Genomic DNA, 19,703 nt, shown 5'->3' on the forward strand with positions numbered 1-19,703 from the left:
CCTTTTGCCCTGTCTTTCACGACAATGCGCTCAACGTGGCTTGCCACATCTGCGCCGGATCAGGGCTCTTGCCAGTCTCCCGCCAGTACCAAAGCGCATTCCGAAAAGTGTGAAACGGTTTTCGGGCAAGATGCGCGTCAAAGTAGAGTTAGTTAGCCGGTTTCCGGGAGAAACAGACGTGCATCATGCATCCCTGAGTAAAAACCTGACACATCTTGAGCGTCTGGAAGCAGAAGCAATTCATATCTTTCGCGAGGTTGCTGCGACCTTCTCCAATCCGGTGATGCTTTATTCGGTGGGCAAGGATTCCTCCGTCATGCTGCATCTGGCGATGAAGGCGTTCTATCCAGCTCCCCCGCCATTTCCGTTCCTGCATGTTGATACAACATGGAAATTCCGCGAAATGATCGAGTTTCGCGATGCACAGGCCCGCGAAAAGGGTTTTGAGTTGCTCGTTCATATCAATGAAGATGGCGTGCGCGATGGTGTTGGCCCATTCACGCATGGCTCAAACGTCCATACCCATGTCATGAAGACAGTAGGTTTGAGGCAGGCATTGGACAAATACAAATTCGATGCCGCCTTTGGCGGTGCGCGGCGCGATGAGGAAAAATCCCGTGCCAAGGAGCGCATTTTTTCATTCCGCAATGCACAGCACGGCTGGGACCCGAAGAACCAGCGACCGGAAATGTGGAAGGTCTATAATACCCGCGTCGCAGCTGGTGAATCGATCCGCGTCTTCCCACTCTCCAACTGGACCGAACTCGATATCTGGCAGTATATCCTGCAGGAAAATATCCCGATTGTGCCGCTCTATTTTGCCGCTCCCCGTCCGGTGGTGGAGCGCGATGGCATGTTGATCAAACTCGATGACGACCGCATGACGCTACGCGCCGGTGAAAAGGTGGAAGAACGACTGGTGCGCTTCCGCACACTTGGCTGCTACCCGCTGACGGGTGCAATTGAATCAAGCGCCACCAATCTTTCCGATATTGTGGAAGAAATGCTGATCGCCCGAACATCCGAGCGTCAGGGCCGCGCCATTGATCGCGATGAGGCGGGCTCAATGGAAAAGAAGAAGCGCGAGGGCTATTTCTGATGAACGCCGTATTGAAGCCTTCTGTAACGAGTGCGGCGGTCAGTGACTTTCTCGCTGATCAGGAACGCAAGACGCTGCTCCGCTTTTTGACGTGTGGTTCTGTCGATGACGGCAAGTCTACGCTGATCGGTCGACTTCTCTATGATACCAAGCTGATCTTTGAGGATCAGCTGGCTACGCTGAAGAACGACAGCCGCAAATTCGGCACCACGGATGATGATTTTGACTTTGCATTGCTGGTGGATGGTCTGGAAGCCGAACGCGAGCAGGGCATCACTATTGATGTGGCCTATCGCTTTTTCTCGACACCGCGCCGCAAGTTTATCGTGGCTGATACGCCCGGCCATGCGCAATATACCCGCAACATGGCGACGGGCGCTTCGACCGCCGATCTTGCGGTTGTGCTGATCGATGCGCGTCAGGGTGTGCTGACGCAGACGCGCCGTCACAGCTTTATTGCTTCGCTTTTGGGCATCCGGCATATCGTGGTGGCCGTCAATAAGATCGATCTGGTTGATTTCTCGCAAACTGCGTTTGATCGGATCGTTGCCGACTATATGAGTTTCGCCAAAGACCTGGGCTTTGCCAGCATTCAGGCTATCCCGCTTTCCGCGCGCTTCGGTGATAATGTCAGCAGCCTTTCACCGCGTATCGGCTGGTATGAAGGACCGTATCTGCTTGAGCATCTGGAAACGGTGCGTCTTGAAGCGGATAGTATCGGCAAGCCGTTTCGCTTTCCGGTGCAATATGTGAACCGACCCAACCTCGATTTCCGAGGCTTCTCCGGCACTGTTGCCTCGGGATCGATTGCCGAGGGTGACACGGTCGTTGTTGCAAAATCGGGTAAACAGTCGAAGGTGAAACGCATCGCCACCTATGACGGCGACCTGCCGCGTGCAACCGAAGGGCAGGCGGTTACGCTGGTTCTCGAAGACGAGATTGAGGTGTCTCGTGGCAATATGCTGGTGGGTACAGAGGCACGGCCTGAAGTAGCAGATCGCTTTGCGGCCAATATCGTCTGGTTCGGCGAAGACGCTTTGCAGCCAGGGCGTTCCTATCTGCTGCGCACCGAAACCGACCAGACGCCGGTAACGATCAGCGAGATTAAATACCGCACCGACGTCAATACATTTGCCCGCGAAGATACAGCGCATCTCGACCTCAACGAAGTGGGACTTTGCCATCTTCAGACGGCGGATCAGATCGTGTTTGATCCCTATGCGGATAACCGCGTGACGGGTGCTTTCGTGCTGATTGACCGTCTCACCAATGCAACCGTTGGCGCAGGCATGATCGATCATGCGCTGCGGCAGGCAACCAATGTGCATTTGCAGGCTTTCGATCTCGACAAGCAGGCACGCGCTGCGCAGAAATTCCAGAAGCCGGCGGTGCTCTGGTTTACAGGACTGTCCGCCTCAGGCAAATCCACTATCGCCAACAGGCTCGAGCAGCGGTTGCATGCGCTTGGCAAGCACACCTATCTGCTGGATGGCGATAATGTCCGTCACGGTCTCAACAGTGATCTCGGCTTTTCGGATGAAGACCGTGCGGAGAATATCCGCCGTGTTGGCGAAGTGGCTGGGCTTATGGCCGATGCCGGATTGATTACGCTGGTGTCGTTCATTTCGCCGTTTCGCGCTGAACGGGACCGGGTGCGGTCACGCTTGCCGGAGGGAGAATTCATCGAAATCTTTGTCGATACGCCGATTGAGGAATGCATGGCGCGTGATCCGAAAGGGCTCTATGCGCAAGCTTTACGGGGCGAGATCAAGGCCTTCACAGGCATCGATTCACCTTATGAAGCTCCGCTTTCACCCGAGTTGCATCTTAATACTGCAGGGCGTGACATTGACGAGCTCGTCGCGGAGGTAGAAAAGTACCTGGCTGAACGCGGTGTTATCGGCAGCTATGGCAGCGATTCCTGGTCGATTTGAGAAAATGAAAATATTCGCCTCACCAAAAAAAGAGCCAGATGGCCAGACGCTTCTTGCTGCTTTGCGGGATGCAACGCTTGAGGCGGGACGCGTGATCATGAAGCATTATGCCAATGGTTGCGCAGTTCATTCCAAGAAGGATCAGTCGCCGGTTACAGAAGCCGACCACGCTGCAGAAGCCGTGATTCTATCGGCTCTCTCCTCTATTGCTCCCGATGTTCCAGTCGTTGCGGAAGAGGAGGCTGCAGCGGGCCGTTTGCCTACTCATCTGGGACGAAACTTCTTCCTGATAGATCCCCTTGACGGAACGCGGGAGTTTCTGCTGCGTAATGGCGATTTTACGGTGAATATCGCGCTTATTGAGGATGGAGTACCTGCGCTGGGCCTTGTCTATGCGCCGGTACGCAATCTCCTCTACGTGGGAAGCCCCGATGGTGCCGTTGAAATCGTGACGACAACCGATCATGCCGCCGAGAGCCAGCGATCGATTAAAGCGCGCATCGCGCCCTCCAAACGTGTCGTGGTTTGCAGTCGTTCCCATATCACAATGGAGACGGAGCAATTTCTCAAAGCCAACAACATCGGCGATTGCGTTTCTGTGGGATCTTCACTCAAATTTTGCATGATTGCGCGGGGCGAGGCTGATTTATATCCGCGCTTTGGCCCGACAATGGAGTGGGATACGGCGGCAGGGGACGCAGTGCTTCGTGCCGCTGGTGGGATGACGACTACGCTTGATGCGCGCCCACTGACTTATGGCCAGCGCTCCGATGGCACAGTGCAAAGTTTCGCAAATCCGGATTTTGTCGCCTACGGCGCAGGAGCGGCACCGGTTTTTGCTTAAAATAAGCGGCTTCAAAACCCCACCCGTTGAAACTGATAAGCCAGCTAATCAGACGTAGCATAATTTTACCTCCAACTTGAAACAGTTTAAGGTGAAATTATGCAGCAAATTTAAAATGTTAGAGAAATCTTAGTGCCTCCAATAAGACGTACGGCACTCTATGTCTCAAAAAGACTGCAAAAAAAGCCTGATACTCCCCTTGCGACTTGAAAACGGCAGCGCTATAAGCCGCTTCACAGTCGGGCTTGTGAGAGTCACGATTAAGATGGTCACGGAGCGTAGCGCAGCCTGGTAGCGCACCTGATTTGGGATCAGGGGGTCGGAGGTTCGAATCCTCTCGCTCCGACCATGTCTTCCCCAGCGATGTTGTAAAATGATCTGTATTTGTCAGCAGGCGAAGCTAGTTCGTTCTGCCGAAAACTGACATTCGCATGAATGCGCCGTCATATTCGGCGATTTCGATCAGTCGAGGCCGATTGATAATTTCGACGTTGTAATTTCTGAACGTGATCAGCCCTTCTTCGCGCAACTCACGCATCATGCGGTTGAGATGAATGGGCGTGAGGCCCAAAGCATCTGCAAGCTGGTACTGTGTGAGCGGACAATAAAAGGAATCTGGCTCACCCATCCCGCAGGATTTAACGCGGTCAGATAACTCCAGCAAAAGATGCGCTGTGCGGATAAAAGCACTTCGGCAACCAACATTGGTCAGATGTTCGATGAGCATTGAGCGTTGTCGTGAAAGCAGCTCGATGAAAATCATGCCCAATCTTGGTACTTGGCGGATTGTTTCTTCAAGTGACGTTAGCGGTATTTCATAAACGGACATCGGTGTGATCGTCTTGATCGTATTATAGCTGTAACCATCTGCGGTCCTCAGCCCGACAAAATCGCATCTCATGGGAAAATCGATGATCTGACGCTCGCCACTCGAAAGATCGCGATAAACACATCCCCAGCCTGAACGGACCAGATGAATGCTTCTGATTGAAGCGCCCTGATTAATGATGACAGCATCAGCAGGATAACTGCTCTCGGAAATGACGAGAGACTGCAACGCTTCTTTTTCCTGCGTGTTCAATTTGGCCAGAATTGGAGGGGATTCCAATAAGCTAACCAATCCGTCGATCATCAGGGCGGTGGTGTTCTGGTTACCACTATGCATCTGCTGCCTATGCCCAACGAAAGTTATAGAATTTATAACTTTCTGTTCCCGAAGTCGTTCTTATGGCGATTGCATTTTTTTATAAAGCGCTAACATAAGTTAATGACACGTTTATTTGACGGTAGCAATATTTAGACCAGCCGTCATCTGAATTGGCAACGAAAATCCTAATAAACTAGCGCAGTTTTTGGCATGACTAGTGTTTTGCGTTGAATGCAAACCTGAGTAACAGGGGAAACTAAGCAATGTTTGAAGTCAGAGAACAATACTTATGGGCAGCACCTGATGGCAATAGTGACGGAGTTTCTGTTGCTGTAGGTGGGCGAACAAAAGAAGGGGGACATTCGGCCGGTTTGTCTGTGCAGAATGAACCACATTTGATGCTTGTTTGTAAAAGCAATCTGGAGCGGGAATGTCTTTTCAATGGGCTGATGATGAACGGACTTAAACTTCCGGTCGTCAGCTACGCATCTATTGATAAAAACATGCCGTTGAATGGTGCAATCGTTATCCTCATGCATATCGGTTCAAAGCGCCTCGCTGATCCGTTTTTTTCCGATGAGGTGGAGGCTGCGGTTAAAGCATGGCATCCGACGCCGCTTGTGCTCCTTGCCGAACGCGAAGAGTGGTCGCAGGTTTTGCGTGCGATGGAAATCGGAGCCCGCGGCTACATTCCGACATCGGTTGATATCAAGATCTGTGTGGAAGCAATTCATCTTGCCTTGGCGGGTGGTATGTATGTACCGGCTTCGATGCTGATGAAGCCGCCGTCACAGGATTTGAACGATGATGTGCTGGGCGAGCTATTGACGGTGCGCGAGATTGAAGTTGTTCACGCGATCCGGGTGGGCAAATCCAACAAGATTATTGCTTTTGAACTTGGTATGAGTGAAGGCACGGTAAAGGCGCATGTTCATAACATCATGAGAAAGATCGGTGCTGCCAACCGCACCGAAGTCGCTTGCAAGCTGCATAAAATGTACGGTAATAAATTCAGCGAGGAATGAGCATTCGCATGCATACATATACATTCTGGAAACTATGAAGCGCCGGACTGACAAGCTCAGTCGGCGCTTCATGGCTTTCGGAGCCATGTATGGAGCCACGTATAACGCAGAGATTGTTCTGCGTTTAAGTAAAAAGGGTAGGGGCAGATTTTCACCTGCCCCTAAGAATGAGAGGGGTATTCTTTGAGGGGTCTCTCATTCTTTTCTGAGCGAGAGTAAACGCGATGACCTCTCGCTACAGCCTTTCGAGTTCCGCGAATTTTCAATTTTAGCGAGTCCAGCCAAGATTGGTTCGCTGAACTCCCTATAATTATTTTTCTTACTCACTATCACTGGCAAAGCTACGTCAAATTTCTGGGTCAATTGCTCCATAGGTAAAGGATGCCCAGTTTAGATGTATATAATCCCTCTAGATTCAAGTCAGAAAGGATGTTGTTTAACAATATAAGAATTTTAAATCCTGTGAATATAAATGTTATGATATTTATTACGTAAATTGTGTAATGTTTTAATTATTATTAATCTTTAGATTTATCACAAGAGTATTTTCAGATTATTGGTTCTGACGTTAGTTGCGCTTCTACACGAAAGTTTATATCTATCGACATTATCTGACGCGCTACGTCGGCAGGCGCAGGATCAAGTAAATTGACAGGCTTGCAAACGTAACGTGAAAATTACGGACTGATGGCGTCACTTTCCAGCTGATTTGTCATCAAGCGGTTGCTTTCTTTCGCAAAACAGCGAAATTACGAACTTAAAGCTTGTCGCGGAAAAGTGGGAACCGGTTTTCTGACAAGATGTGCGAAAAAAAGCAAAAAGATAGAGCATTTCTAATGATTCAACTTAATCTGGAAATGCTCTCGTTAGAACAATTCTATTGCCGGACAAAAAATGCAGCTTACTCCTCGCCATAATGCAATTTTGGATATCGCCCGCCGACAGGGGCAGGTGCTGGTCGACGATCTGGCAGCTGCGTTCGATGTGACACCGCAAACCGTGCGCAAGGATCTTAATGATCTCTGCAAGGCGCGTTTGCTGCGGCGCATTCATGGTGGTGCACTCTATCCATCCGGCGTCGAGAACATGGAATATGAGGCGCGCCGCCGGATTGCAGCACATGAGAAGGAGTTGATCGGGCGGGCTGCTGCTGAAATGATCCCCGACGGCGCATCGCTTTTTATCAATATTGGCACAACGACCGAGGCTGTCAGCCATGCACTCATTGACCACAATCACCTGATGGTCATCACCAACAATATCAATGTCGCCAATACGCTGCGTGTCTATCCTGAAATAGAGGTGGTTATTGCTGGCGGTGTCGTGCGCGCCTCTGATGGCGGTATTGTTGGCGAAGCTGCGGTTGATTTTATCCGTCAGTTTAAGGTCGATTATGCGGTCATTGGTACCTCGGCGATGGATGAAGATGGTGCACTGCTCGATTTCGATTTCCGCGAAGTGAAGGTCGCACAGGCCATCATCGCCAATGCACGTCATGTGATTCTTGTGACCGACTCAACCAAGCTGGAACGAACGGCGCCCGTGCGTCTGGGGCATATATCGCAGGTCCATACTTTCATCACCGACCGCTGTCCGTCGCAGCAACTGCGTGATTTATGTCGGGAAAATGAGGTTGAACTCATTGAAACAGCGGTTGAATAGCCTGCAATTTAATTCTTTGGGCCAAAATCGAATTAAACCAAAATTATGCAGCGAATTTAAACCGTTAGAGCGACGTTTCAGTACCCTATAGGAGGTATGTCGTTCCAATGGGCAGAAAGAATCGCAGTTTCGTTTCATTTTCGTTTTGCTTTCGTATGAAATGAATTATATTCGCTTTGGTGGTTGGAGAGGGTCTTCAGGGTTCGCCATGGTGCAGAATAAAATATTCGATATTTTCGTAATTGGTGGCGGCATCAATGGATGCGGCATTGCAAGAGATGCGGTGGGGCGTGGCTTCTCCGTTGGTCTCGCCGAAATGAACGATCTGGCAAGCGGCACCTCGTCGCGGGCCACCAAGCTCATTCATGGCGGTTTGCGCTATCTGGAGCATTACGAATTCCGTCTGGTGCGCGAGGCGCTGATGGAGCGGGAAGTACTGTGGGCCAACGCGCCGCATCTCATCCATCCTATGCGCTTTGTGCTGCCTTTTCATAAGGGTGGGGTTCGCCCGGCCTGGCTTTTGCGCCTTGGCCTGTTTCTGTACGATCATCTCGGTGGTCGGAAGAAACTGCCTGTGACGCGCACGCTCGATATGCGAACCGACCCCTCGAGCGCACCGTTGAAGCCGCTTTTCACCAAGGCCTTCGAATATTCCGATTGCTGGGTGGATGATGCGCGTTTCACTGCCCTGACTGCGCGTGACGCCGCAGATCGTGGTGCAATGATCCGCACGCGCACCAAGGTCATATCCGCTCGCCGTGACCATGAGGCATGGACGGTGACGCTGGAAAACATTGACACGGGTGCGCGCGAAGAGTTTCGCGCACGGCTTCTGGTCAATGCAGCAGGCCCATGGGCCGACCAGGTTTTGCAAGGTGTTGAAGGTGATCGCCAACTACATAATGTGCGTCTGGTTCAGGGCAGCCATATTGTGGTGCGCAAAAAATTCTCTGATCCGCGGTCCTATTTCTTCCAGAACAATGACGGACGTATCATCTTCGCCATTCCCTATGAGGATGATTTCACGCTGATCGGTACAACCGATCAGGACTATCAGGGCGATCCGGCCAAGGTCGCGATCACAGACAAGGAAGCTGATTATCTCTGCGCTTGTGCCAGTGAATATTTCAAGGAGCCGGTGCGTCGTGAGGATATTGTCTGGACCTATTCTGGCGTGCGTCCGCTTTATGACGACGGTGCGAGCAAGGCACAGGAAGCAACACGTGATTACGTGCTAAAAGAAGATGCTCCGCAGGGTGCCGCACCGCTGATTAACGTCTTTGGCGGTAAGCTGACCACTGCGCGCAGGCTGGCTGAGCATATGCTTGAGAAGATTGAGCATCACTTGGGCAAAAAAGGTGCTCCTTGGACCCATGCCGCACCTCTACCGGGCGGTGATTTTCAGGAAGTAGCCTTTGATCGTGAGCTTGAAAAGCTGAAAGCAGCTTATCCGTTCCTTTCACCCACCCATGCCCGTCGCCTCTTCCGGCTTTATGGAACACGGGCACGCGCCTTGCTCGGAAAGGCCAGTTCGCTCGCTGATCTGGGACAGCATTTTGGTGCCGATCTCTATGAGGCAGAAGTGCGCTATCTCATTGAAAATGAATGGGCACATACGGCAGAGGATATTCTGTGGCGGCGCACAAAGCTTGGCCTTCGTTTGACTAGCTCGGAGGTTGTTGCGCTGGAATCTTTCTTGAAGTCGGTGAAGGCGGCTTGATCCCACACTTGCAACCCTCGATATAAAAAGCCATTATCCCTCCAGCAGGCGGTTTCCAGCCTTTCTGGGAGGAAAACATGGGCGCACCGCAAGACAGAATTCATGCTGACCGCATCCATTCCGCTATAGATACGGGTGGTGCGGCTCGCTCGGCTCTTGTCGCATCGTGGCGGCGATCTGCGCAATTGCATGGGCTGGACCCGGCAGAGCTTGGTTCAGTTCAAACGCTCTCTGACGGCGAGTTTCGCAATATACGTCAACGTATGGAGCGTGTGGTCAACATAGCGCAAGCGAGCATGGATCGCCTTTATATGGCGGTTGGCGGCGTTGGTTGCTGTGTGCTTCTGGCTGACAGTAACGGTGTGCCGGTCGAGCGACGAGGTGCTGCAGGCGATGATGATACATTCTATGATTGGGGTCTGTGGACCGGTGCCGTGTGGAGTGAAGCTGTCGAAGGCACAAACGGGATTGGGACCTGTATTGCCGAACAACGAGCGCTGACCATCCACCGTGACCAACATTTTCACACGCGAAACATAGGCCTTTCCTGTACGGTTGCACCGATCCATGATCATCGGGGTCGGCTTATGGCAGCGCTTGATGTTTCATCGTGCCGCAGTGATCTCACGGAGGCTTTTGTTCAGCTGATTTCTGTGGCTGTCATTGATGCCGCGCGTCGGATAGAGGCCGAAAATTTCCGCCAGGCTTTTCCGCAAGCGCGTATCATGTTGGCTCCAAGCGCTGATCGCACCGGCGGCGCGCTGATTGCTGTCGATAAGGATGACCTGGTGGTTGGTGCCACAAGAGCGGCAAGGCTTTCGCTTGATCTTACCGATGAAGCGCTTTCGACGGCACTCCCGGCTGCCGACCTTTTGGGTTGGCATGCCGATCCGCGAGAGGATATGGCGGAGTCGGAAAGGAGTGTCATCTTGCGGGCTATTGCACGTTCAGACGGCAATATTTCTTCCGCTGCCAAGCTTCTTGGTATCAGCCGCGCCACACTTCACCGCAAGCTCAATCGACTGAAAATCATTCGGACGAACTAGATTTTACGTTAGGCCTTCCAAACTGTCTCATTATTGAGACACATTGATATTGTATAGTCATTCGTGTGGATGACTCCTCCCAAGAGCCGCGCCATCTTGAATAAAGAAACGCCGTAGGAGCGGCGTTGTCTTTGGGAGGAATGTCATGAACAAGGTAGAATTTCACCGCTCCGTTAAGCCGGAGTTTGCCAAACGCTATGGCAATTTCATTGGTGGCAAATGGGTTGAACCCAAGTCTGGCCGCTATTTCGAAAACACATCCCCGGTCAATGGTCAGGTTCTGTGCGAAGTTGCGCGTTCCGATGCCGCTGATATCGATGCGGCTCTTGATGCGGCACACGCAGCCAAGGATGCATGGGGCAGAACCAGCCCTGCGGAACGCGCTGTGATCCTCAACAAGATCGCAGATCGCATGGAAGCAAATCTGCCAAAGCTTGCTGCCGCCGAAACATGGGACAATGGCAAGCCGATCCGCGAAACCACTAATGCCGATCTGCCACTCGCTATTGATCACTTCCGTTATTTTGCCGGTGCAATCCGTGCGCAGGAAGGTGGTATTTCGGAAATCGACCACGATACGGTTGCGTATCATTTCCACGAGCCGCTCGGTGTGGTCGGCCAGATCATCCCTTGGAATTTTCCGCTGCTGATGGCCGTATGGAAGCTGGCACCAGCCCTTGCTGCCGGTAACTGCGTTGTGCTGAAGCCTGCTGAACAGACACCTGCATCCATTCTTGTACTGATGGAGCTTATTGGTGATCTGCTGCCTGCGGGCGTGCTCAACGTGGTCAATGGTTTTGGTCTGGAAGCTGGCAAGCCGCTGGCATCGAGCCCGCGCATTGCCAAGATCGCCTTTACCGGTGAAACGACGACTGGTCGTCTCATCATGCAATATGCCAGCCAGAACCTCATCCCGGTTACGCTGGAACTGGGCGGAAAATCGCCAAACATCTTCTTCTCTGACGTTACGGCAGAAGATGACGATTTCTTCGATAAGGCCATTGAAGGCTTTGTCATGTTTGCGCTCAATCAGGGTGAAGTCTGCACCTGTCCAAGCCGAGCGCTGATCCATGAAAAGATCTATGACAAGTTCATGGAGCGCGCATTGAAGCGCGTGGAAGCTATCGTGCAGGGCGATCCTCTTGACCCGGCAACCATGATCGGTGCGCAGGCATCCAGCGAACAGCTCGAAAAAATCCTGAGCTATATCGATATCGGCAAACAGGAAGGCGCAGAAGTGTTGACCGGCGGCGGGCGCAACGAGCTGGCCGGTGATCTTGCAGGCGGCTATTACGTCAAGCCAACTGTCTTCAAGGGCACCAACAAGATGCGGATTTTCCAGGAGGAAATCTTCGGTCCTGTTGTTTCGGTCACGACGTTTAAGGACGATGCCGAAGCGCTCGCAATTGCCAATGACACACTTTACGGTCTTGGCGCAGGTGTATGGACGCGTGACGGCACGCGCGCTTATCGCTTTGGTCGTGCCATTCAGGCAGGCCGCGTCTGGACAAATTGCTACCACGCCTATCCGGCCCATGCGGCGTTCGGTGGTTATAAGCAGTCGGGTATCGGTCGTGAAAACCACCTCAAGATGCTCGATCACTACCAGCAGACCAAGAACATGCTGGTGAGCTACAGCCCGAAGAAACTCGGCTTCTTCTAAACAGCGAAGGCGGTTCGTGGCTTTCGAAGCTCGGACCGCCGTTCTCCTCACAGTTTATCGGTACAGTACGGCTTCACTTGCTACATCATGCTGAGGTCGTTTCCCCCCTGTTTCCTCCCAGGAAAGGGGCGGGTCGGCAGGGTTTGTATTCCTGCCCGCCCGCCCAAAAACAGAAGGAACTTCCAATGGCAAAGACAATGAAAGCGGCTGTAGTCCGCGAATTCGGCAAACCACTGACAATTGACGAAGTTCCAATTCCGCAGCCGGGAGACGGTCAGATTCAGATAGCCATTCAGGCATCCGGCGTCTGTCACACTGATCTTCATGCCGCGGAAGGCGATTGGCCTGTGAAGCCCAATCCTCCATTTATCCCCGGACATGAAGGCGTTGGCTTTGTGTCTGCAGTGGGTAAAGGGGTAAAACACGTCAAGGAAGGTGATCGCGTCGGCATTCCATGGCTCTACACGGCTTGCGGTCATTGCGTGCATTGCCTTGGCGGCTGGGAAACACTCTGTGAAGAACAACTGAATACTGGCTATTCTGTCAATGGCGGCTTTGCTGATTATGTGGTTGCAGATCCGAATTTCGTTGGGCATCTGCCGAAGAACATCGAGTTCAATGAGATTGCACCTATCCTTTGCGCTGGCGTGACGGTCTATAAAGGCCTTAAAGTCACGGACACCAAGCCTGGTGACTGGGTGGTGATTTCCGGCATTGGTGGCCTTGGCCATATGGCGGTGCAATATGCCAAAGCGATGGGGCTCAATGTCGCCGCCGTCGATATCGATGACAAGAAGCTCGACCTTGCCCGTAGGCTTGGTGCGACTGTTACGGTCAATGCCAAGACGCATAATGATCCGGCTGCTTATATTAAAAAAGAAACTGATGGCGGTGCACAGGGCGTACTTGTCACAGCCGTTTCGCCAAAGGCCTTTGAACAGGCAATCGGCATGGCTGCGCGCGGTGGCACGATTGCGCTCAATGGCCTACCAGCGGGTGAATTCCCTCTGTCGATTTTCAATATGGTGTTGAACGGCGTCACCGTGCGCGGTTCCATCGTCGGTACCCGTCTCGATTTGCAGGAATCCATCGATTTTGCCGCCGACGGCAAGGTTAAGGCGACCATCCGCACAGACAAGATCGACAACATCAATGCAATTTTTGATGAAATGCGCGCCGGTCAGATTGAAGGCCGTGTCGTGATGGACCTCACGCAGTAATCGGTTCATAGTTCAAATAGAGCCGCCGTAGTGATGCGGCGGCTTTCTTTATGGGAGGAGGAAACCATGACCCAGCTCGCACAAGAGCAGCAGGTTACTGCGACTGATGCAGCGCTTGAGCTCATAAAGGAATTGCAGGCCGAATATGGGCCGATCATGTTTCATCAGTCCGGTGGTTGCTGTGATGGCTCTTCGCCGATGTGTTACCCGCAGGGCGATTTGCTGCTGTCTGACGCTGACGTAAAACTTGGTGAGATTGGCGGTGCGCCATTTTACATCAGCGGTTCGCAATACGAAGCCTGGAAGCATACCGAACTCATCATCGATGTCGTGCCGGGGCGGGGTGGTATGTTCTCGCTCGATAATGGCCGTGAAAAACGCTTTCTCACCCGCTCCAAGATATGCTCGATTTGAAGCATGCCCCCCAAAAGTGGACACCGGCTTTGGGGATAACGACATGCGTAAAAGCAATAGTTAAAGCGCGTCGCGCTTTAACGCTTTGCGTTGACAGGCAAAGCAGCTAGTTAAATTGTCGGAAATACCGGGGAGAGAGTACATAACGGCCATGGCCGCATCCAATAAAAGAGCGACAATCCATGATGTGGCGCGTCTTGCTGGCGTGTCTATCAAGACAGTATCACGGGTTTATAATGACGAACCCAATGTCCGCGACACGATCCGCGAGCGTGTGAGAGAAGCGGGGGCCGAGTTGCGCTATCGCCCGAATGCGGCAGCGCGCAATCTGGTTGAAAGACGCTCGCATCTCATTGGACTTTTCTTTGAAAATCCGAGCCACAGCTATGTCACGGAATTGCAGAACGGTGCGCTTGATCGCCTGCGCGGTACCCGCTATCGGCTTTTGATCTTTCCGGTCGAAAATCGCGCCGATATTCGTGGATCCTTGATTGAAACCGCTCATGCTTCCGGGCTTGATGGCATAATCGTCACGCCGCCCATGTCTGATGATCCGGAGATTTTGCAGGAATTGATTGCTTCCGCCATGCCATTTGCGCGGGTGGCGGGCGATTTTAACGTGCATCCGACTGACAGTGTGGCAATTGATGACGAAGCCGCCACTATCGACTTGATGGATTACCTTCTCAAGCAGGGTCATACGAGGATTGCCATTGTCATTGGCGATCTGACCCATCGTTCCGCGCAATTGCGGCTCGCGGGGTATCGGCGAATGCTTGATGAGGCGGGCATTGAGCACAATCCCGATTATGAGGTTGGGGGTGGGTTCAGTTTCGCCAGCGGGCTGACAGCAGGTAGGAAACTGATGGAACTGCAAAAGAGGCCAACGGCCATTTTCGCTTCCAATGATGATATGGCGGCTGCCGTTTTGCAGATCGCCTATGATTATAAGCTGGACGTACCTGGCGATCTGACCATTGTCGGCTTCGATGACAGCGCTATCGCCAGCATGGTGTCGCCGCAGATTACGACCGTTCGTCAGCCCATACGCGAGATGACCCGCGATGCCGTAGAAATGCTTCTGCAGCAGATCGAAAGCGGCGATGCATCACCGTCGCGCCATGTCGAATATAAGCTGATTATCCGCCAGTCTTCCGGCAAGGTGGCGGAATAAAAAAGGGCCGGTAATCCCGGCCCCGCTTCATTTCTTACTATGAAGGAAGAACGTCTTCCAGTCCCTTGGTCAGTTCCAGCGCCTGCCGTTCGAACATGCGGCGATAGATGCCGCCCGGCTTACGGATAAGCGCATCATGATCGCCTTCTTCCAAAATCTTGCCCTTGTCGAAGACCAGCAACCGGTCAAGCGCACGAACCGTCGAAAGCCGGTGTGCAATGACGAGTGTTGTACGACCGATCATCAGCCGTTCCATGGCCTGCTGGATCAGCACTTCCGATTCTGAATCAAGGCTCGACGTCGCCTCGTCCAGAATAAGGATTGGTGCATCTGCCAGAAATGCACGGGCAATCGCTACACGCTGACGTTCACCGCCCGAAAGCTTCACGCCGCGTTCGCCAACGAGTGTCGCATAGCCCTTTGGCAGACGCATGATGAAGTCATGCGCACTGGCAAGCATCGCTGCATGCTCGATCTCGGCCTGAGTTGCGCCGGGGCGAGCATAAGCAATGTTCTCAGCCAGTGTGCGGTGAAACAGGATCGGTTCCTGCTGCACGATAGCAATCTGCGAACGCAGTGACCCTTGCGTGACTTCGGCAATGTTCTGTCCGTCAATCTTGATGGCGCCGCCACTGACATCATAAAGACGCTGGATGAGCTTGACGAATGTCGTCTTGCCCGAACCCGAATGACCGACCAGACCAACCCGTTCACCAGCTTCGATCCTGACCGAGAAGTCGCGATAAAGAGCTGTGTCGTGACTGCCGTAATGGAAGGTGACGTTGTCGAATGTGATCTCACCATTTCCAATCTTGATTGCACCAGCACCTGGCCTGTCGGCAATGCCATAAGGCTCGGCTTCAATCTGAACCAGTTCTTCCATATCGTTAACCGAACGCTGCAGGTTGCGGATATGCATACCCACATCACGCAGGTAGCCCTGCAACATGAAGAAGGCCGTCAGAACGAAGGTGATATCACCGGCCGTTGCCTTGCCCTGGCTCCACAGATAGAGCGCAAAGGCAATGACCACGCCACGCATCACCAGCAGGTTTACCCCCTGAATGAAGCCGTTCAGCGTGCCGATCAGCCATGTGCGGCGTGTACGACCGCGCCACTTGGTGACGACCTTTGCGAGACGTCCATCTTCACGACCTTCCGCACCGAATGCCTTAACAACGGCATTGCACGAAATGGCATCGGCCAAAGCGCCGCCCATACGTGTGTCCCAGCTATTGGCGAGCGTTGCTGCAGGCGCAACAAAGCCCAGTGAAATCACGATCGTGCAGACGATGAAAAGCACCGAGCCAATTGCAACGAGCAAGCCCATCATTGGCCAGTACCATGAGAGCAGCGCCACTGAGCCAAGCAGCATCAGGATTGATGGCAGCAAGGCAATGAGCAGCGTGTCATTGAGCAGATCGAGCGCCCACATGCCGCGCGAGACTTTGCGCACGGTTGATCCGGCAAAAGCATTGGCGTGCCAGTCGGTCGAAAATCGCTGTAACTTGCGAAATGAGCTGGCTGCCATGTCGCTCATGATCTTCAGCGTGAAGTCGGTGATGACATAGAAGGTCAGCTGACGTGTGATCAGCGCCAGTGCACCCAGTGCAAGCAGGATAATCAGCGCATGAACCGCACCATCCCATGCGCTGTCTTTGCCAAGAGAAAGGGCGTCAACGAGCCGCCCGGAATAAAGCGGTGTGAGAACATCTGCGGCCGTTGCAAGTAGCATACTGATGATAATCAGCGTCAGCCGCAGAGGCTGACTTCGCCAGTGGCCAAATGTGTAGCCGAGGACATTGCGGAAGGCAGGTCCCCGGAAATCGATACGAAACCGAGTCATATGAATAATACCAGGCCGCGCGAAGACGGATTCTGGTTCCTTTAAAATCATTTTCAGCAAATGTGCGATGCGGTTATGCGCCGGACGATGCGTGAAAACGAAGACAAAACAAACAGCTGAAAATAGCTGCGGCAAATTTGGAAGTTGTTAGGAATGTGCCCTTTTAGGGAGGGCGGTCAGGCCTTAGCCTGCAACACGGGCCAAAGACTTAAAGCTTGGAAGCGCCCGCATTAACACCGGGCACCGACGGAAATGGATAAGCACGCATCTCATACCTCTTGCCAGTGTTTCAGATGGCTGCACAATAAATGAGCAAATCTATTTGCCAAGTGGCAAAATACGGAAGTTTAATTTCAATCCATTGAGTGTGGCAAAAATGTCAGGCCACGCATGTCTCCCAAAAGTGGGAACCGGTTTTGGGGTTAAGACATGCGTAAAGCAAAAAAATAAAGCGCTTTACGCTTTAAAGCTTTCGAGGCCACGCGGCGAGCTTGCGCGCAAAATGTGAGATCGTTGCATGCAATAGCATGGTGAAGGCCGCCAGCACAAACAGGCTTGCGAACATGAGATCGACCTTGGCGCGCCCATTGGCGAGCAGCATCAGATAGCCAAGCCCTTTGGATGCGCCGACCCATTCGCCCACCACGGCACCGATGGGTGCGTAGACGGCTGCAAGACTTAACCCCGAAGCGAGCGACGGGAACGCTGCCGGGATGCGAATGCGAAACAGAATTTGCATGCGCTTGGCACCGAGATTTTCCGCCGCGTTGATGAGAGTTTGATCGGTACGCTGCATTCCATCCAGAAAGGTCGAGACGACCGGAAAGAAGATCATCAGAATGGTGACAGCGATTTTGGATGTAGGGCCGTAGCCGAGCCAGAGCGTTAAGATGGGCGCAAGCGCAAATATCGGGATCGCCTGACTGAACACCATCACTGGCATGACCAGCCGTTGTGCAAGCGGCGACATCATCAGGCAGATGGCAGTCAGTACGCCAATGGCAGAGCCGAGAAATAGCCCGCCCAGCACTTCGCCAAATGTCACAACGGCATTGTCAGCAATCAGCTGCGCATTGGTGATAAGCGATTGAACGACATCGAGCGGACCGGGCAGGATGAAGCGCGGCATCTGCCAGATGCTCACCACAGCCTGCCATAGTACCAGCATTGCAAACGCCGACAGAAAACCGTCGGCGATGCGTTTTTTGCGCGAGTGCGGGATCACGCCCGTCATGCTCCTTTAAGGCCCATACTCCAGAAATCGGCTTCAAGCCTGCTTGCGGTTGCAAAAATCTGACAGAGTTTTGGCCAGCGCGGGCTGCTCTCGAAATCTGTGCCAATGCGATCTCTGGCAGCCTGATCGAAGAGTTTGCCAACTGTGTGGCACATCTCCTGATAGTCAGCGCCTGCATAGGTGTCGATCCACTCCTGATAGGGTGTACCGGTATGGGCAGTGGTTGCGAGGTTGATCCCGATCTCGCCATAGCCATGCGCGCAGGGAACAAGGGCGGTCAGCAGATCGAGGAAGTCGCCTGCCTGCCCGCAATCGAGCACATAACGCGTATAGGCTAGGTTTTCCGGCTCTTCTTTTGTGTTGTAAAGATCGTCTTCGGTTATGCCTTCGCGAGCGCAGATGCCGACATGCAGCGGCAATTCCGTCACTGCCAGCCCATGCATGATTTCAGCGCAGAGCCGCGTTTCCTGAAGACTGCCTGCCTTCACGACACCAAGCGCAAAGGCGCGGGCATAGTGATGCAGATAGACATAATCCTGCCTGAGATAGTGCAGGAATGCCGATTTCGGCAGAGTTCCGTCGCCAAGTCCACGCACAAACTCATGATCGATATAGGGCTTCCAGTCATCAAGTGTTGCAGCACGCAGACGGGTGAACAGTTCTGACGAATAATGCGGCTGTGGCTGGCTCATGACTTGCTCCCTTCCGCGTTGACGTCTATGGCGAATTTCTCGACAGGCAGGATGGAGGGCACGAGGCCGTTTTCCTTGAGATAGGTTTCGTAGCGGCTCCAGCGTCCGTAATCGAGACTTGCAGGCGAGCGCGAGAAACGGGCGACGGTGTCTTTCCATGCGCGCTGGTTCAGCTCGTCTTTGAGTTCGGAACTATAGGATGCAAACAGGTCGTAGCTTTGCTCTGGATGATTGACGATATATTGCGCGGCCTTTTCTGTGGCGGCGAGAAAGCGCGAAATCCGCTCTTTTTCGCTCGCATCAAGCTTGTTGGAATTGGCGACATAAACCAGCTCGTCATAGACCGGCACGCCTTCTTCCTCGACGAAGAAGCATTTGCCCGCAACCCCTTCAACCGCCATCTGGTTGAGTTCAACATTGCGATAGGCGCCCATCACCGCATCGACCTGCTTTGACATCAGCGATGGTGCCAGAGAGAAGTTTACGTTGATGAGTTCGACATCGGAAAGCTGAATATCGTGGCGTTTAAGAATGGTGCCAAGCACCGTTTCTTCAACGCCTGCAACCGAGAAGCCAATCTTCTTGCCCTTGAGATCGGCAATTGAATTGACCGAACCATCATCGCGGACCATCAGGCAATTGAGTGGGGAATCGACCAAAGTGCCGACGCGGATCAGCGGAATATCGGCATGTACATCGAGATGCACCTGCTGCTGATAGGAAATTGCGAGATCAGCCTGTCCGGCGGCAACCATTTTGGGTGGCACGGATGCATCCGCAGGCGCCACGATTTCGACATCGAGACCCGCATCCTTGAAGTAGCCGAGTTTGTCGGCGACGATGATCGGACCATGATCAGGGTTCACATACCAGTCCAGTATGAGTTTAAATTTATCGTTTGCGTATGCTGCCTGAGCTGACATCAGGGTAAACGAAGCCGTGGCGCTGAAAAGCGCAGCAAAAATCAGTTTTTTCACTGTTTC

General features: G+C 52.8%; 16 protein-coding genes and 1 tRNA gene. 12 read left to right on the forward strand and 5 right to left on the reverse strand.

All coding sequences use genetic code 11. The features are described 5' to 3' along the window. Nucleotides 1–178: 178 nt before the first annotated feature. From cysD to CEV33_RS15735, 4 genes are all read left to right on the forward strand, one after another. Nucleotides 179–1,099, forward strand: coding sequence for a sulfate adenylyltransferase subunit CysD (gene cysD, locus CEV33_RS15720; RefSeq protein ID WP_094541346.1), 921 nt, complete (start codon nucleotides 179–181; stop codon nucleotides 1,097–1,099). Continuing rightward, nucleotides 1,099–3,033, forward strand: coding sequence for a sulfate adenylyltransferase subunit CysN (gene cysN / locus CEV33_RS15725; protein WP_094541347.1), 1,935 nt, complete (start codon nucleotides 1,099–1,101; stop codon nucleotides 3,031–3,033). The genes cysD and cysN overlap by 1 nt, the downstream gene beginning before the upstream one ends. A 4-nt stretch (nucleotides 3,034–3,037) precedes the next feature. Beyond that, complete coding sequence (gene cysQ, locus CEV33_RS15730) at nucleotides 3,038–3,877, forward strand: 3'(2'),5'-bisphosphate nucleotidase CysQ (protein WP_094541348.1); 840 nt, start codon at nucleotides 3,038–3,040, stop codon at nucleotides 3,875–3,877. A 272-nt stretch (nucleotides 3,878–4,149) separates the two neighbouring features. Then, nucleotides 4,150–4,226: transfer RNA gene (locus CEV33_RS15735), tRNA-Pro, on the forward strand. 51 nt (nucleotides 4,227–4,277) lie between these two features. Here the strand turns inward: CEV33_RS15735 and CEV33_RS15740 are convergent. Continuing rightward, complete coding sequence (locus CEV33_RS15740; protein WP_094541349.1) at nucleotides 4,278–5,042, reverse strand: Crp/Fnr family transcriptional regulator; 765 nt, start codon at nucleotides 5,040–5,042, stop codon at nucleotides 4,278–4,280. 245 nt (nucleotides 5,043–5,287) lie between these two features. Between CEV33_RS15740 and CEV33_RS15745 the strand changes: the two genes are divergently transcribed. From CEV33_RS15745 to CEV33_RS15780, 8 genes are all read left to right on the forward strand, one after another. Beyond that, nucleotides 5,288–6,049 carry a helix-turn-helix transcriptional regulator gene (locus tag CEV33_RS15745; RefSeq protein WP_094541350.1) on the forward strand — a complete coding sequence of 254 codons (762 nt, stop codon included), beginning with the start codon at nucleotides 5,288–5,290 and terminating at the stop codon, nucleotides 6,047–6,049. 894 nt (nucleotides 6,050–6,943) lie between these two features. Next, nucleotides 6,944–7,711: a DeoR/GlpR family DNA-binding transcription regulator gene (locus CEV33_RS15750; RefSeq protein ID WP_094541351.1), complete on the forward strand. Its 768-nt coding sequence runs from the start codon at nucleotides 6,944–6,946 to the stop codon at nucleotides 7,709–7,711. A gap of 208 nt (nucleotides 7,712–7,919) precedes the next feature. Continuing rightward, nucleotides 7,920–9,431: a glycerol-3-phosphate dehydrogenase gene (gene glpD / locus CEV33_RS15755; protein ID WP_094541352.1), complete on the forward strand. Its 1,512-nt coding sequence runs from the start codon at nucleotides 7,920–7,922 to the stop codon at nucleotides 9,429–9,431. 77 nt (nucleotides 9,432–9,508) lie between these two features. Continuing rightward, on the forward strand, nucleotides 9,509–10,477 hold the full coding sequence (locus CEV33_RS15760; RefSeq protein ID WP_094541353.1) for a GAF domain-containing protein: 969 nt from the start codon (nucleotides 9,509–9,511) through the stop codon (nucleotides 10,475–10,477). Between the two features lie 145 nt (nucleotides 10,478–10,622). Further along, nucleotides 10,623–12,140 carry an aldehyde dehydrogenase gene (adh, locus tag CEV33_RS15765; RefSeq protein WP_094541354.1) on the forward strand — a complete coding sequence of 506 codons (1,518 nt, stop codon included), beginning with the start codon at nucleotides 10,623–10,625 and terminating at the stop codon, nucleotides 12,138–12,140. 185 nt (nucleotides 12,141–12,325) lie between these two features. Further along, nucleotides 12,326–13,360, forward strand: a complete 1,035-nt coding sequence (adhP, locus tag CEV33_RS15770; protein ID WP_094541355.1) for an alcohol dehydrogenase AdhP — start codon at nucleotides 12,326–12,328, stop codon at nucleotides 13,358–13,360. A 66-nt stretch (nucleotides 13,361–13,426) separates the two neighbouring features. Further along, on the forward strand, nucleotides 13,427–13,774 hold the full coding sequence (locus CEV33_RS15775; RefSeq protein WP_024898123.1) for a DUF779 domain-containing protein: 348 nt from the start codon (nucleotides 13,427–13,429) through the stop codon (nucleotides 13,772–13,774). Between the two features lie 151 nt (nucleotides 13,775–13,925). After that, nucleotides 13,926–14,948 carry a LacI family DNA-binding transcriptional regulator gene (locus CEV33_RS15780; protein WP_094541356.1) on the forward strand — a complete coding sequence of 341 codons (1,023 nt, stop codon included), beginning with the start codon at nucleotides 13,926–13,928 and terminating at the stop codon, nucleotides 14,946–14,948. 37 nt (nucleotides 14,949–14,985) lie between these two features. On the opposite strand, the gene CEV33_RS15785 is transcribed toward CEV33_RS15780, so the two are convergent. The 4 genes from CEV33_RS15785 to CEV33_RS15800 all read right to left on the reverse strand — a co-directional run bounded on the left by CEV33_RS15785 (nucleotide 14,986) and on the right by CEV33_RS15800 (nucleotide 19,697). Continuing rightward, entirely contained in the window at nucleotides 14,986–16,794 is a 1,809-nt protein-coding gene (locus tag CEV33_RS15785) for an ABC transporter ATP-binding protein (protein WP_024898121.1), read from the reverse strand. A gap of 463 nt (nucleotides 16,795–17,257) precedes the next feature. After that, the gene (locus CEV33_RS15790; RefSeq protein WP_094541358.1) at nucleotides 17,258–18,028 is read right to left on the reverse strand and encodes an ABC transporter permease; all 771 of its coding nucleotides are present in this window, start codon (nucleotides 18,026–18,028) and stop codon (nucleotides 17,258–17,260) included. Next, nucleotides 18,025–18,720, reverse strand: coding sequence for a thiaminase II (gene tenA / locus CEV33_RS15795; RefSeq protein WP_094541359.1), 696 nt, complete (start codon nucleotides 18,718–18,720; stop codon nucleotides 18,025–18,027). Before tenA ends, CEV33_RS15790 begins: the two co-directional genes overlap by 4 nt. After that, nucleotides 18,717–19,697 carry an ABC transporter substrate-binding protein gene (locus tag CEV33_RS15800; protein ID WP_094541360.1) on the reverse strand — a complete coding sequence of 327 codons (981 nt, stop codon included), beginning with the start codon at nucleotides 19,695–19,697 and terminating at the stop codon, nucleotides 18,717–18,719. The genes tenA and CEV33_RS15800 overlap by 4 nt, the downstream gene beginning before the upstream one ends. Nucleotides 19,698–19,703 lie beyond the last annotated feature (6 nt).

It is taken from the genome of Brucella grignonensis (assembly GCF_002252505.1).
Taxonomy (GTDB): Bacteria; Pseudomonadota; Alphaproteobacteria; order Rhizobiales; family Rhizobiaceae; genus Brucella; species Brucella grignonensis.

Bases quoted from the DNA above. Each gene is read 5' to 3' on its own strand.
- tenA (WP_094541359.1), bottom strand. From the start codon at position 18,720: ATGAGCCAGCCACAGCCGCATTATTCGTCAGAACTGTTCACCCGTCTG.
- CEV33_RS15785 (WP_024898121.1), bottom strand. From the start codon at position 16,794: ATGACTCGGTTTCGTATCGATTTCCGGGGACCTGCCTTCCGCAATGTC.
- cysQ (WP_094541348.1), top strand. From the start codon at position 3,038: ATGAAAATATTCGCCTCACCAAAAAAAGAGCCAGATGGCCAGACGCTT.
- cysN (WP_094541347.1), top strand. From the start codon at position 1,099: ATGAACGCCGTATTGAAGCCTTCTGTAACGAGTGCGGCGGTCAGTGAC.
- CEV33_RS15775 (WP_024898123.1), top strand. From the start codon at position 13,427: ATGACCCAGCTCGCACAAGAGCAGCAGGTTACTGCGACTGATGCAGCG.
- CEV33_RS15740 (WP_094541349.1), bottom strand. From the start codon at position 5,042: ATGCATAGTGGTAACCAGAACACCACCGCCCTGATGATCGACGGATTG.
- adh (WP_094541354.1), top strand. From the start codon at position 10,623: ATGAACAAGGTAGAATTTCACCGCTCCGTTAAGCCGGAGTTTGCCAAA.
- adhP (WP_094541355.1), top strand. From the start codon at position 12,326: ATGGCAAAGACAATGAAAGCGGCTGTAGTCCGCGAATTCGGCAAACCA.
- CEV33_RS15750 (WP_094541351.1), top strand. From the start codon at position 6,944: ATGCAGCTTACTCCTCGCCATAATGCAATTTTGGATATCGCCCGCCGA.
- CEV33_RS15780 (WP_094541356.1), top strand. From the start codon at position 13,926: ATGGCCGCATCCAATAAAAGAGCGACAATCCATGATGTGGCGCGTCTT.
- CEV33_RS15760 (WP_094541353.1), top strand. From the start codon at position 9,509: ATGGGCGCACCGCAAGACAGAATTCATGCTGACCGCATCCATTCCGCT.
- CEV33_RS15745 (WP_094541350.1), top strand. From the start codon at position 5,288: ATGTTTGAAGTCAGAGAACAATACTTATGGGCAGCACCTGATGGCAAT.
- glpD (WP_094541352.1), top strand. From the start codon at position 7,920: ATGGTGCAGAATAAAATATTCGATATTTTCGTAATTGGTGGCGGCATC.
- CEV33_RS15790 (WP_094541358.1), bottom strand. From the start codon at position 18,028: ATGACGGGCGTGATCCCGCACTCGCGCAAAAAACGCATCGCCGACGGT.